Raw genomic sequence first — 14,012 nt, 5'->3', positions numbered from 1 at the left:
AAATGTAAGGGGTAGATGAAGACCTGCGGAACGAAAAGAGACGCGGTGCTGCTCTGGTATCACCCGCTTATCACAAAAAATAAAACTGTGCAGCAGCCGACTTAAGACGTTGGCTTACACAGTTTTATAGAATAGGCTTCTTATTGGACGGGATGAGCAAGGGGGCATTCGCTTAATGCAAAGTCATCATGAGGCTGAATCTGGATTTGCAGCTTTATCATCTGAACGTTTGCTGGATGTTTTCTCATCTGCTGGTTTGCCTGAATTCGCCCCATCTTCACCGTTAGTTTCGCTATCCTCGCCTTTTGGATCTTCAGGAGGTTGAGCATTGTCTTTTGGATCTTCCGGTGTGTTGTTATCTTTCCCGGATGACGATTGCTCCTCCTCTGAATCGTTTGGTTCGTTGTCTTCCGCAGATTTATCGGTTGATTTTGCCGGATCCGTTGTTGATTTATTTGTTTCGTCATTGTCCGTTCGCGTGTTATCCGATGATGACGAACTGGCAGTCCTATCAGCTTGGCTATGCGATGTACTGGATGAAGAACTTCCGTTTGAATAGTCCGCAGAGGAATTTACAGAATTGGCTTCAGTTTCATAATCGGCACTGCTTTCTGATTGAGGGGCCTTTTCTTCATCGCTCAGTGTATTTGCTCGATGATTTTCCGCTGCTTCGTCTTCTCGATTTTCTTCCTCATTTTCTACTGTTGTTGCTTCTGCTTCTTTTTCAAATGGCAATATGTATTCTTTATGATTGCGCTCGGCATTGATGACAGGCTGGAGGCGTGCTGTTTCTGTCTCAACGCTAGTTACTTCTGCTTCCCCCGGCGCTTCGCTCACCACAGCCGGGCTTGATTTATGTAATGAAATAATTAATATAATGGCTATGATACCAAAAATATTGCCTACTATTATGATTTTCCTTATAGTTGGCCCGCCCATATGACACCTCCGAATACAAGATTGTCTTCATCATATATAATTTTTCATAAAATGTAAAATGCAAGGGAATTTTGTTGGAATGCCATAAAATTACGTTCGTTTTATGTTATATTTATTCTGGATAATGTTCACGTCTTTGAAGGAAGTGAAATATTTGATAAAAAAACTACTAATCTCTTTCAGTTTATTCACGCTTATTTTCGTTGCAGGAAGCAAGAGAGCAAACGCGCCAAAGCGAAACATACGAGTTGACAGCGTCCCCCTCTACAACCAGTACCCCGAACTTCCTACAGGATGCGAGGCGACGTCGCTTGCTATGCTGCTTAGCTGGGGGCTTGAGCGGCCTGTGAGCAAATTTGGGGTGGCCGATGCGCTCTCAAAGGGGCCAAAAGTGCATAAAACAGACAAGGGCTGGCGGGGCGCCCACCCGAATAAAGCGTTTGTCGGTGATCCGTATACTGATTCGGAGGACGGCAGTTACGGTGTGTTTGAAAAACCGATTCTTGATACGCTGGAGACATTCAGCCCGGAGACAGGCGTAAATCTGACCGGCAGGCCGTTTCACACGATTCTGGATACGGTTCGCTCGGGAATGCCGGTCCTTGTATGGACAACACTTGAGCAACGGGCTTCCTATTATGGGTTGTCTTGGTCGGATAACGAAGGCGATGTGATCGACTGGTATGAGAATGAACATGCTGTGGTGCTGGTTGGAATTGAGGATGATGCTGTCGTTGCACATGATCCGCATACAGGTCAGGCAGAACGTTATAACCGGGAGTTGTTTGAGCGAAATTGGCGTGCGATGGGGTGCAGGGCAGTGACACTCGAATTGAATAAAAATTTGAAAGCCAAGGCCCTTGGTGGACAGTGATCGTGTCCCTTTGACCCAACAAAAAATTTTGAGGAGTCGAATAATATGAAGCGATTTATTATCGGGGGAGTCATAGGCGTTATTGGGTTGGCCGTTGTGGTTTTTCTGATGAACACAACTGACAATCCTGCAACTGACGAGCAAAACACAAATGAGGAAGCAAGTCCTGATGAATATAAATATCCGCCCGAAAAGGCTCAAAACCTTCTGGACGAACAGGATGAATTGGAAGCTTCCATTTTAGAAGAAAGTAAAGGCAGCACGTTTGACGATCCTTATGTCAGCCATGATCCATATGACCGAAGCCCGTTGTCAGCGCTTGTTATTTTTGACACAGAAGAGCCGGCGAAAGTTTCGTTTACGGTTAAAGGCAAAACGGAAAAAGCCGATATTACAAAGACTGCCGATTCTTACAAAACACACCATGAACTGCCGGTTGTCGGGCTCTATCCTGATGAGGAAAACACCGTGTCGATAACAGCAGAAACAGAGAACGGTTATAAGATGGAAAATACCGTTACGGTTAATACAGAACCATTGCCTGACTATATACCAACGATTCGTATTAAAACGGCTCAAACTGAAAAAATGTCTATTGGCGACAGTGAATTGACGTTTGCGATTCCGAGTACGAAATTCGTCTACGGTTTTGATGTGAACGGGGATGTCCGGTGGTACGGCTCCGGGTATAACAGCCATGTGCTGCAGGAGCTGAACAATGGAAATCTCTTATATTTAGGCAAAGACGATAACAGCGGCAGTGCGTATAACCGTTTATTTGAAACAGACTATATCGGCAAGCTGTATAACGCCTTCAAAATCAGTGAGGCTGCCGCTCAAGCTGAAAGTGAGGAGCTGGAGTCGACGCTGATCCACCATGACGCTGAAGAACTGCCCTCAGGCAATTTGATCCTGACGGTTAATGACGGTGAAGGCGACTATATGGAAGATATTATGGTTGAAATGGACCGCGAAACGGGTGAAGTTGTTAAAGAAATCGACCTGAAAGACATTTTTCCGGCTGAAGCATACGAAGAGCATGACAGCACGGAACCGAAAGATGGTCTCGTTGACTGGTTCCACCAAAATTCAGTGACCTATGATGAAAGCGACAACAGCATTACCATTTCCGGCCGCAATAGTGACACTGTGATGAAAATTGATTATGAGACGGAAGAAGTTAAGTGGGTTCTGGCACACCCTGAAGGCTGGTTTGACGAAATGGAAGATGATCGTTTGAAAGGTGTCGGGGATAATTTCAAATACCCTGCCGGTCAGCATGATGCCCGAATTTTGCCGGACTTCGATGACAACCCTGATACACTTGATCTGCTAATCTATGACAATAACATTGTGGTCACACGCGGTAATGAGGAACTGTCGAAAGAATACAGCGCTGCCAGCCATTACCGTATTAATGAAAAAACGAAAGAAGCCGAGATGATTTGGAGTTTCGGTGAAGAACTCGGCGAAGATTACTTTACAGCTATTGTCGGCGGCTCCCGTTATCAGGAAAACACCGGAAACATCCTGATCAATTTCGGCCACGTTGATGATGGCAATCAAAGCAATATCGTCGAAGTCACACGCCATGACAACCCCGAAATTGTATTTGAAGCAGAGCTGACAGACTTCCCAACAGGCGCATGGGTTTACAGAGCAAAACGAAACGCCCTCTACACCAACACATGGGAAGACCAGTTCACGTTGAGTGACCAATAGTTGAATGGGACAAATGGGGGTCTGACCCCTACAAATGGGGTCAGACCCCCTTGTCCCATTCCTAATTCCGGTTTTTGGCTTCGATTTTTTTGTTGCCGAGTATCAGGTAGTTGAGTTCTTCTTTTGGTATGTCTTTTAATTCTTTCCGGTTCATTGAATAGAATATGACACCGAGAATAATCCAGATGACAAGTGCGATGAACGACTCCATGCCTAGAGCTGCGGGTGATCCCGGAATTAAAAGCAGGCCCAGGAACGTGACACTCGCGAGCATTCCCAGCGCGGCAAGGATCTTTTTGCCCGGTGCCACAACGTGTTTTTTTGGATTGAATGATTTATCTTTGGACCGCTTAAATAACGTAAACGCGGTGTAACACGTATAAAAATAAGCAATCGTCACACCGACCGATGACATATCAACAACCCATGTCAGCGCCTGGCGCCCGAACCAAGGTGCGAGCATCGTCACAAGAACTGTAAAGATAATCCCGACATATGGTGTTTCGTATTTCGGATGCAATTTGGAAAATGCTGCCGGAATAATTTTGGCCCGCGACATGGCGAACAAAAGACGGCTTGATGAAATCGTGAATCCGTTGAGGCCGGTGAAAATCCCCATTGTCAGCGCCGTTACCAGTATCACAACACCCATATTGCCGAGTGTGCCCTGAATTGCTTCTGCGGTGCCCCATGTCTCTTCCTGAGCAACAGCTACCTGCCATGGCCCCGTCATGGATGTGGCAATAATCATCATGCTATATAAAAGCGCGGCAAAGAAAATCGCCAATATGATCAGTGTGAAAGCTTTTCTCGAGGAAAAGTGAAATTCTTCTGCGGCTTGCGGGACATTATCAAACCCGACAAATGCCCACGGCGCAATCGCCACAATTGAAATGACAGCAGCAAATGCGGTCGTATCCGCCGGGAATAGCGGATCGATAGTAGTAAGTCCTGTCCCTGGCTGTGCCCCCACCATGAATGTAATCGCCACGACGCCAATTATCATAATCGAGCAGAATATAAACTGCATACGTCCGGAAAAACTCGATCCTCTTACATTAAAATAGCCAAAAGCGCCAAGCAGGACAGACGCAATAATTACTTCAGTAAAATAAACATCCCATCCTGCAATCGAATACATATACATGTTTTCGAGAATGGAAGGGAATACAAATTTAACCATTAATGCAAATGCGGATGCGTTCAACGCCACGATACATAAGTAACCGAGCGTCAGGAACCAGCCGCTGATAAATGCGTGTGTACGTCCAAGACTTATGTACGAATAAGCGAATTCCCCGCCTGATACAGGAAAACTTTTAATCAGGAAACCATAGCTCACGGCAATCAGCATCATCAACAGCGCGCCGATGCCGAAGCCCAGAATAACGCCGAGCGGACCTGCCGTTGACATCCAGCTCGTCGGCTGCACAAATGCTCCCCAGCCAATCGATGAGCCCAGTGCAATCGCCCAGACCCAATGCGGCTTTAATGAACGTTTCAATGTTTTACGTCGTTCCATACTTCGTCTCCTTTAGTGTCCTCTTTATTAAGATACCCTTCTTTTGTATCAAAATTCGAATTCTGACGCAAAGTTCATTTGGGTGGGAAAACCGGTATTATCCAATATGAATAGGAAATAAATAGTCTTTATTTGATCGTCAATTCAAATCTCAGCCCTTTTTGCATGTATTTCAGTCGAGATCATATAAAAAAAGGTATTCGACCGTCGCCGAATACCAACATCTTAAAAATTATTTTTTGGATAAACAAATGGTGCACCTCTGCTTTGAATAGCTGCCGCCCCATATTTTTTAATATGCTGAAGTCTTCCATAAAATAAATATGATGCAACAAACACAAGCGGTGTAAACATAATATTCCAAATGAGTGTATCTTGCACACTCACTATATCTATTCGGGTAATCACGACTTCAATTGTTTCCATAATAAATACATGTGATACATAAATACCTACTGCGCGGGACCCAATCTGTGACAACCGGGTGCCTTTTCCGATTGAATTATGCTTCATGATGAACATAAACAATATGCTGATTAATGGAATTGTCGTCAAATAGTATTCACCAGTGTTGCCACCGAATAGTTTAATGGTTACGTATCCTTCAAGTAATTGCATCAGAGTAAGCATCACAAACAATACAACGTAATGAAGATCCGGAATATCATTTGCTGCATGTTTTAAACGATCACTGTAACGGGCAAACAACCCGCCTAGACCCGTGTAAAACCCCCCAAAAAACAAAGCATCCCTTGTACTGAATGGCAGATCCAACACAAATGAATACGATTGACCGGTGAGACCATATATATTTAGGCCCAAGCCGATTACAACAAGCACGCGAACAAGTCTGGCTTTTGAGAAAATGAAAAGCGCTATGACGGACCATATTAATGCAAGCAAAAACCACAAATGGTACTGACTATGCCCCGCTCCATAGTAAAAGGTTTCCAACGACAAAAAACTTTCGATATAATCATGGTACATAGCCAAAAGTGCTGTCCGGCTTTTTTCCGTTTCGATAAAGTTTATGACAAGATCAAAACAAAAATAAAATGCAAACCAAGCCGCCCATAGCTTAATCAATTTTATAATATACTTATTGGCATAACGCCACTGTGCCTTAACCCCATGGAGCGTAAGCAACTTCTGATAAAACAAAAATCCGGATGCTGCAAAGAAAAATGGAACAGCAAAACGCGCAGCTGTGTCGATAATAAAATCAATTGTTGCACCATCAACGACGGTGCCCTGCACATCCTTTAGAGTCCCTGTATGAATACAGACGACAGCAAAAATAGCAAAAAATTTTACGAAATCAATACTATAATTGCGTTCCATTGCACTGTACACTCCCTGTTACGATCATTCACAACTTACTAAAAATCATTCGAAAGCGCGTCTCTGGTACAGGGTGTGATACAGTTTACATTCCAATAACAAAAAAGCCACTGTCTGTAATGTGGCTTTCGTCAGTTAGATCCCTTTTTCATTATGTAATTTTTGTTGCAGTTCCTTCAAATAATTCATCAGCGGCTCACGCAGGTCTTCCCGCGACAGCGCAATTTCAATCGTGGTCTGGATAAAGCCGAGCTGCTCCCCGACATCATAGCGTCTGCCGTCAATTTCTAGTGCGAATACCTCTTGAGTTTTGTTCAATTCATGAATCGCATCGGTCAATTGGATTTCCCCGCCGGCGCCGATTTTTTGCTGATCAAGGAAATCAAATATTTCAGGCGTTAGAATATACCGGCCAATGATGGCCATGTCGGATGGCGCTTCACCATGTGGCGGTTTTTCAACAAAATTCCTCACCTGATGGAGATTTCCGAATTTTCCCTGCGGTTCAATAATCCCGTAACGATGGGTTTCATCCTCTGGCACTTTATGAACACCGATAATCGAGCTCTGGGCTTTTTCATACTCACTGATCATTTGACTTAAACCCGGCTCATCACTTTGAATAATATCATCACCCAACAGAACGGCGAATGGCTCATTGCCAATGAATTTACGCGCGCACCAGACGGCGTGCCCAAGTCCTTTTGGTTCTTTTTGCCGGATATAATGGATATCAACATTGGCTGATTTTCTAATCCGTTCAAGCAGGTCAAATTTTTCCTTTTTCATCAGGTTATCTTCCAATTCAAGCGAGTGATCGAAATGATCTTCAATCGACCGCTTGCCCTTGCCGGTGACGATAATAATATCTTCAATGCCTGACTTGATCGCTTCTTCGACAATATACTCAATCGTTGGCTTGTCAACGATCGGCAGCATTTCTTTCGGCATTGCCTTTGTTGCCGGCAGAAACCGTGTGCCGAGCCCTGCTGCCGGTATAATCGCTTTTTTGATTTGCTGCATGTGACTACCTCCATTCAAGTTTTATTGTAGCTCAATTTGTGTAATCGTGCATTGAGCAACTAACAAAACGAATTGACGATCTTAATTCGACACGATTTATTTTTAATATTACCCGGGAAATATTTTGTCGGAAATTAGCGCATTAAAATTTTCCTTAAAGTTAATCTATTACATGTCGCTGTCCCTTTTTCGAAAGGCTTTTCCCAACTTATCAATGACAGGTTTTTTTCCGCCCAAAATCAACCCGCCAAATTCAGCGAATATATGCAGAAGGACGAGAACGAAAAATGTCACGATAAGCGCAGTTGTTAAATTGGCATAGGAAAACAGTATCGCCATGCCGCCAAACAGTGCACTAAAGGCATAAATAATCAGGACGGTTTTCCGATGGCTGAATCCTGCCCTGATCAGCTGATAATGAATATGCTTATTATCCGGCATCATGATTGGTTCTTTATTGTACGCACGCCGCACCACCGTATAAAGTGTGTCAAAAATGGGAATCGCGAGAACAATCACCGGAATGATGAAGCTGAACAGAGCAATATTTTTAAACAATCCGACGATGGAGACCACCGCAATCATGTAACCGAGAAAATTCGAGCCTGTATCACCCATATAAATTTTAGCCGGGTAAAAGTTATGATATAAAAAGCCTAAATTGGCACCAATTAAAACGACACACAAATAGGCTGCCAGCACACGATAATCAACGATCGCCATAATAAACATACTCGAAAGCGCAATCGTTGTAACACCGGTCGCCAGTCCATCCAATCCATCAATCAAATTTATCGCATTTGTGATACCCACAATCCATAACACCGTAATGAGCACACTCATAAACCCTAGATCAACCACTCCGATTAAAGGCAGCGTAATCCGTTCGATGATCAATCCGGACGAAATAAGAAATGATGCTGCGATCAGCTGACCGGTCAGTTTGACGACAGGCTTGATGCCAAAGCGATCGTCCAATGCACCGGTTATAACAATCACAATCGCGCCCATAATAATTTCCGGTAAGTGCGAGTGGTGCGGCTGCAAATAAAGTCCGCCTAAAAAAACGCCGGAAAATATCGCGAGACCGCCCAGTCTTGGTGTGACATTTTTATGGATTTTGCGATAATTCGGCAGGTCAACCGCTTTTATTTTTACAGCCAGCTTTTTGACTGGAAACGTCAACAAGAAAGTTGATAACAGCGCAATGGAAAAAGCAATTGCCAGCTCGGTATAATTAAACATGATGGTTCTCCTTGGATTTTTGAATTGTCGAATGATAGCATTATCGCCTAAATTATAGCGGAGTTTGGGAGTGCAGGGCAAATTTATGCTCCGGACCACCTGTACTCACGTCAATCACCTGTTCGGTCATACCGGTTTTGGGCCGGTTTCAAAAATATCTTCACAATGTCCGATGCCGCTTGAGCGCCATCACGTTCAGTATAATAAATGCAGCCGAAAAACCGATTAATACGGCAATTTCCATAGTGACCGCATCCAAGTTATCCCCCCGTATCATGATTGCTTTCAAGGCATCAGCCCCATACGTGAGCGGCATGATTTTTCCGATTGCGTTAATCCATTCGACCGATTCAATCGGAAAAACACCAGAAAAGAAAACTTGCGGGACAATGACAACCGGGATGAACTGAATCATCTGGAATTCATTTTTAGCGTACGCCGACAGCAAGGTTCCCAGGCTAAGCGCGGTAACGGCAAGCAGAAGTGTTATGACGAGCAGCGACAGAAACGAACCTGCCATATAAATGTCCAGAACATAAATGGAAAATGCCGCGATAATAATCGATTGAATGATAATGAATAGGCCAAATCCAAGCAGATAGCCGGCAACTATTTCCCAGCGCCGCAATGGGGTTGCCATCATGCGCGCCAACGTACCTTGTGTCCGCTCACGCAAGAAAGAGACACCGCCGATAATAAAAACGAAAAAAAAGACAAAAAAGCCGATCAGCACTGAACCGGTATTATCAAACAAGTTTAGATCAGATGAACCATGGAGAAATGAAAGCTCGAAGGCCGGTGCATTTGGGTTGAGCTGCTTAACGGCACGGCTCATAACATTTTGGACAGCGGATGTGGCCGTCGGGTTGCTGCCTTCCATTCTCAACTCAGGCTGGCCGCTGTCGAATAACAGGTGGGCATCGGCATCCTGATTCTCGAGTGCTTCCTTGCCACGCCCGGCATCTGTCTTTAAAATTGTTGCTTCCTGTGCTTCCAGTGCTGCCTCCATTGGCTCAGGTGCATCCGTGACGGCGATGGTCGGAACATGATCCTCCATATCGAGGACAAGCCATAACAATGTCATGACAAGGAGCGGCGCAGCCATCATAAGGGCGATGCTTCGTTTATCCCGCAAAAATTGCCGGATGATCCGCTTAATGATTGCCTGTATGCGCATTTTCAGTACCTCCAAAATGCAAAAATGCCGCTTCAAGTGTCGCCGTTCCGCTTTTTGCTTTTAAATCCGCAGGGCTTCCCTCAGCGATAAAAGAACCGTCCCGCAAAAGCGCCAGATTATCACATTTTTCCGCTTCATCCATCACGTGCGTCGTCATGATAATCGTCGTGCCCGCTTGCTGCATTTTCCGGAACGCGTCCCAGATTGAAGCCCGCAGAACAGGGTCAATCCCAACCGTCGGTTCGTCCAGAATCAAAAGTTTCGGCTGATGAAGCAACGCAATCGCTAATGACAGGCGTCGTTTCATGCCGCCGGAAAAGGTTTCAAGCGTCTTGTCGAGCTCATCAGACAAGCTGACCAATTCCGCTGCTTCTGAAATGCGTTCTTTCTGCCGCTTTTTGGGAATTTGATACAATGAAGCAAAAAATTGAATGTTTTCTCTTGCGGTTAGTTCATTGTACAGTGCGTCAGATTGGGCCATGTAACCAATTTTTTGCATCAATTGAAATGACGGCATCAGCTCCCCGTCAATCCGGACTGTTCCGCTGTCGGGTGTCAGCAGGCCGATAATGATTTTAACGAGCGTTGTTTTGCCTGAACCTGATGGTCCGAGCAGGCCAAACAGCCGACCTTCCGGAATAGCAAGACTGATTTCGTTTAAAACAGTTTTCTTATGGTAACTGTGGTGAATATTGTCCAGATTGACAAGATTAGCCATAACGAACCCCTCCATTTGTGCGCGTGTTTATTCGTAATAGTAAAGAACGCTTTTATTTTGTAAAGGTAATATTTTTAAAAGCCGGTTCAACGCATAACGTTTATCAGGTAGTCCCTTTATTAATGAGGGTGTGACCGCGGAAGGCCGTATGGCAGTTCGGATACTTTTATCGGCTCTGCGCCTATTTTCCTTTCCAAACGTCCGGCGAAACCTTATAATATGGAAAGAAAGGTGGTGCAGCCAATGAATCGGGAGTCGATTGCCAGTATCTCGATGCTAGCCGGGAAGATTATGCTTGAGAGTGGTGCGGAAACGTATCGCGTCGAGGATACGATGGAACGGATTGCTTCATCTTACGGTTTGGAAAATGTGCAAAGCTATGCCACACCGACAGGGATTAATTTCTCGGCTGATTTTGCTGCCACTACCCATTTTATCCGTATTCAAAACAGAGCGACAGATTTGCAGAAGATTGATGAAGTCAACCGTGTTTCACGCAATATTACCGCCGGCAATGTGACAATTCAAGAAGCGTTTGAAAGCTTGCGTGCCATTGAAGCGTCTAAAATGACGTTCCCCTACTGGCTTCAGATTATCGCAGCGGGGCTTGTGAGCGGAAGCTTTTCCTTTATGTTCGGAGGTATATGGCCCGATTTTCTTCCGGCGCTTGTGTCCGGTGCTGCCGGGTATGCGATTATGATCCTCACATCGAAACTGATTGAGATTAGCTTTATCGCCCATTTTGTAGCTTCATTTTTTATCGGTTTATTTGCCATCCTTTTTATCGAATACGGTTTTGGCATTCATTTGGACATGGTTATTATCGGAGCGGTGATGCCGCTCGTGCCAGGGCTGCACATCACCAATGCGGTGCGTGACTTGCTTGCCGGACATCTCGTTGCAGGCGTCTCCAAAGGTGCCGAGTCCGTTTTAACAGCCTTTGCCATCGGGGCTGGCGTAGCGGTCGTTATTTCCCTTTAACGCTTACGCGGGGTCAGACCCCCCTTAACGAAAGGAGATCATGATATGCTGACTGCTCAGCTTGTTACAAGTTTCATTGCTGCCGCCGGGTTCGGCATTATTTTCAACGCACCCAGAAGAGCGCTCATTCAATGCGGCATTGTCGGCATGGCCGGCTGGGTTTTATATTATACACTGGCAGAAACCGGCATGGATGTTGTCCCGGCAACCATATTCGGTGCTATTTTAGCCGGGGTTCTAAGCCAATTTTGCGCCAAACTATTTAAAATGCCGGTCATCGTCATCAGCGTCTCCGGCATTATACCGCTCGTCCCGGGAGGCGTTGCCTACAATGCAATGCGGCATTTTGTGGAAAATGATTATTACACAGCTGTGCAACTGTCCGCAAAAGTGATGTTGCTCGCAGGAGCGATTGCGCTTGGCTTAATGTTTTCAGAGGTGGCAAACCAGCTGATGAAAAAATTAAGCCGGAAAGATGTGGCGTCTTAAGGCCGGGTTACTGTTTGTTGGTCGCAGCGTCGAGCAATAAGACAATCGCGGTAATGATGTGCATAATCATACCGACAACCGGAATCACCCCGATGAACGATGTGACCATACCAAGGATACTGCCTGAAATGTTCCCTTTTTCATTGCGCGCTATAAATAACGTGATGGTGTGCAGGATAAACATGACGAGCAAAGCTCCCCAGCTCGTGCTCAAGATAAAGGAACCGCCGATGAGCGGAATACCCAGAAATGCCTCACTTCCGCCAGTAATCCATTTCATAATTCTGGAAAGCGACATAGATTGACCTCCATTCAACATTGCTTCTTTTATCATAGCATATATGTTTATGGCAATACTATTTTGAAAGGACGATTTTCTTTTTGGCGAGGTTGCTGGGGGTTTCAGGGGTTGCCGACAGGTGGTGGAATCACGCGATTTTGTGGGAGACTAACCGAAATCGGCCTGAGATCACGCGATACTCCAAGGGGACCAACCGATATCGGCCTAGGACCACGCGATATAACAGGAAGAGCAACCGGAACTAACCCGGGACCACGCCATATTCATGGGAGAACCACCGATATCCACGCTCATCACGCGAACTCGTCCCACTATTATGCGAACGGGAACTTCAACCGGCCCCCCTGCTCCTCCTTGTCTTCTTATGTTTCTTTAACCCAATGCTTATTTTTTTGCAAATAAACGAGACCACTGTTTTTTAAAATTCTTGTGGCTGTGCTGGGTGAAGGGAGTCCCAAAAACCAGATACATTCTCTATTCGAGATGGAACCATTCAACAAGACGAAATCGGCAAGGGCTTTTAAATGTGCACGGTTACTTTTAAACCGGCATTGGTGGCACTGCCATCCGCCATGAAGCCGTTCCATCCCGCGCGCACCACAATTTGTGCAAAAGACACCCGGAAGCAAGTCGCGCGGCGTGATGCCGTATTTCGTCATAATATCCATATCAAATTCACCACTTGCATGCAGCAGTTTTTTTCCAATTTGGTAGTCTTGTAATCTGGGGAAGCCTTCCTCGGCTAGTTCTTTGTCTTTTTTGATGATCATTTTTGGGATACGGGCAGCGTGGGCAACAACTTCTGCGATAGACCCGCGATCACCCTCAACTTTAATAATAGTCGCCGGTTCGGCAATAGCTACCAAGTAGAAAACCGGTACATTGAAGAGGTTATGGCGCCGAAGCCAACTTTGGAGGTGTAACTGCTGATTTTCAACCTGCGTTATGGGATATTCGAACCCTGATTCAACTTGCCCATCATCGCGAATCAGCTGACGAAGTACAGAATCAAATATAATGGTGCCCAAATAATTTTTCGATTCAATGATGAAAATAGCGCGGGTGGCAATGACAATGAAGTCGATTTGAAAGTTTTTACCATTATTGTGGAGATAAACATCGTTGAGGATGGTATGCTCACTGGCTAGTACATCTATGTGATAGGCAACTTTGATCTCACCCGAGTAGCCCCTTCCCAGTCGACGGGCTTCTTCTTTCATCTCAGCGAGTTTGGGGAAATTAGGAGTGAGACGCGGTATAGTGGCGTCGTGTTTCTGGAGCGGCAGAGGTTTGAAAAGTGGTTTAATTTTCATGGAAAACTCCTTTATTTAATTTTTAATAATAATCTAACTATAGCATAAGGGACAATTTTCGGCTATTGCCGAAAATATCTTTTTTAAGGATTACGATATTATAGAGGGGGAGGCCAACCGATTTCAGCCCGTGATCACGCGATCTTCACGGGAGATCAATCGATATCAACCGAGATCACGCGATTTTTTGGAAAGGCCAACCGATCTCCGCCCAAGACCACGCTAAATCTCTAGGAGACCAACCGATATCTGCCCAGGACCACACGATATTCACTAGAGATCAACCGATATCCTCCCAGGACCACGCGATCCCCACGCTCATCACGCGACCTCGCCCCCATACTACGCGAACGTGCACTTCCGCCGG

General features: G+C 45.3%; 13 protein-coding genes. 4 read left to right on the top strand and 9 right to left on the bottom strand.

Annotated elements, in window-relative coordinates; all coding sequences use genetic code 11:
- Positions 1 to 186 precede the first annotated feature (186 nt).
- Positions 187 to 939 (bottom strand): prolipoprotein diacylglyceryl transferase, encoded by a 753-nt coding sequence (locus BMZ22_RS11750; RefSeq protein ID WP_090085772.1) that lies wholly within the window; start codon positions 937 to 939, stop codon positions 187 to 189.
- 154 nt (positions 940 to 1,093) lie between these two features.
- Here BMZ22_RS11750 and BMZ22_RS11745 point away from each other — a divergent pair, with 154 nt between their 5' ends.
- Both BMZ22_RS11745 and BMZ22_RS11740 read left to right on the top strand, forming a co-directional pair.
- Positions 1,094 to 1,813, top strand: a complete 720-nt coding sequence (locus BMZ22_RS11745) for a C39 family peptidase (protein ID WP_245745374.1) — start codon at positions 1,094 to 1,096, stop codon at positions 1,811 to 1,813.
- Between the two features lie 45 nt (positions 1,814 to 1,858).
- The gene (locus BMZ22_RS11740; protein ID WP_090085770.1) at positions 1,859 to 3,535 is read left to right on the top strand and encodes an aryl-sulfate sulfotransferase; all 1,677 of its coding nucleotides are present in this window, start codon (positions 1,859 to 1,861) and stop codon (positions 3,533 to 3,535) included.
- Positions 3,536 to 3,596: 61 nt separating this feature from the next.
- Here BMZ22_RS11740 and BMZ22_RS11735 read toward each other — a convergent pair whose 3' ends face one another.
- The 6 genes from BMZ22_RS11735 to BMZ22_RS11710 form a co-directional block, all read right to left on the bottom strand.
- On the bottom strand, positions 3,597 to 5,057 hold the full coding sequence (locus tag BMZ22_RS11735) for an APC family permease (RefSeq protein ID WP_090085768.1): 1,461 nt from the start codon (positions 5,055 to 5,057) through the stop codon (positions 3,597 to 3,599).
- Positions 5,058 to 5,282: 225 nt separating this feature from the next.
- A complete protein-coding gene (locus tag BMZ22_RS11730; protein ID WP_090085766.1) occupies positions 5,283 to 6,398 on the bottom strand; it encodes an acyltransferase in 1,116 nt (371 codons plus the stop codon).
- 135 nt (positions 6,399 to 6,533) lie between these two features.
- Positions 6,534 to 7,421 (bottom strand): UTP--glucose-1-phosphate uridylyltransferase GalU, encoded by an 888-nt coding sequence (gene galU, locus BMZ22_RS11725; RefSeq protein WP_090085763.1) that lies wholly within the window; start codon positions 7,419 to 7,421, stop codon positions 6,534 to 6,536.
- A gap of 168 nt (positions 7,422 to 7,589) precedes the next feature.
- The gene (locus BMZ22_RS11720; protein WP_090085761.1) at positions 7,590 to 8,666 is read right to left on the bottom strand and encodes a glycosyltransferase family 4 protein; all 1,077 of its coding nucleotides are present in this window, start codon (positions 8,664 to 8,666) and stop codon (positions 7,590 to 7,592) included.
- Positions 8,667 to 8,826: 160 nt separating this feature from the next.
- Positions 8,827 to 9,843, bottom strand: a complete 1,017-nt coding sequence (locus BMZ22_RS11715) for an ABC transporter permease (protein WP_090085758.1) — start codon at positions 9,841 to 9,843, stop codon at positions 8,827 to 8,829.
- Positions 9,821 to 10,561 (bottom strand): ABC transporter ATP-binding protein, encoded by a 741-nt coding sequence (locus BMZ22_RS11710; protein ID WP_090085756.1) that lies wholly within the window; start codon positions 10,559 to 10,561, stop codon positions 9,821 to 9,823. The genes BMZ22_RS11715 and BMZ22_RS11710 overlap by 23 nt, the downstream gene beginning before the upstream one ends.
- 243 nt (positions 10,562 to 10,804) lie before the next feature.
- Here BMZ22_RS11710 and BMZ22_RS11705 point away from each other — a divergent pair, with 243 nt between their 5' ends.
- Both BMZ22_RS11705 and BMZ22_RS11700 read left to right on the top strand, forming a co-directional pair.
- Positions 10,805 to 11,542, top strand: a complete 738-nt coding sequence (locus tag BMZ22_RS11705) for a threonine/serine exporter family protein (RefSeq protein ID WP_090085754.1) — start codon at positions 10,805 to 10,807, stop codon at positions 11,540 to 11,542.
- 45 nt (positions 11,543 to 11,587) lie between these two features.
- Entirely contained in the window at positions 11,588 to 12,031 is a 444-nt protein-coding gene (locus tag BMZ22_RS11700; protein ID WP_090085752.1) for a threonine/serine exporter family protein, read from the top strand.
- A 7-nt stretch (positions 12,032 to 12,038) separates the two neighbouring features.
- Here the strand turns inward: BMZ22_RS11700 and BMZ22_RS11695 are convergent, their stop codons facing one another.
- Positions 12,039 to 12,329: a hypothetical protein gene (locus tag BMZ22_RS11695; protein ID WP_090085750.1), complete on the bottom strand. Its 291-nt coding sequence runs from the start codon at positions 12,327 to 12,329 to the stop codon at positions 12,039 to 12,041.
- A 365-nt stretch (positions 12,330 to 12,694) separates the two neighbouring features.
- Entirely contained in the window at positions 12,695 to 13,645 is a 951-nt protein-coding gene (locus BMZ22_RS11690) for a nuclease-related domain-containing protein (RefSeq protein ID WP_090085747.1), read from the bottom strand.
- Positions 13,646 to 14,012: the final 367 nt, after the last annotated feature.

Source organism: Lentibacillus persicus (assembly GCF_900112705.1).
GTDB classification, from domain to species: Bacteria; Bacillota; Bacilli; order Bacillales; family Amphibacillaceae; genus Lentibacillus; species Lentibacillus persicus.
This window is presented reverse-complemented; position numbering and strand designations above follow the sequence as displayed.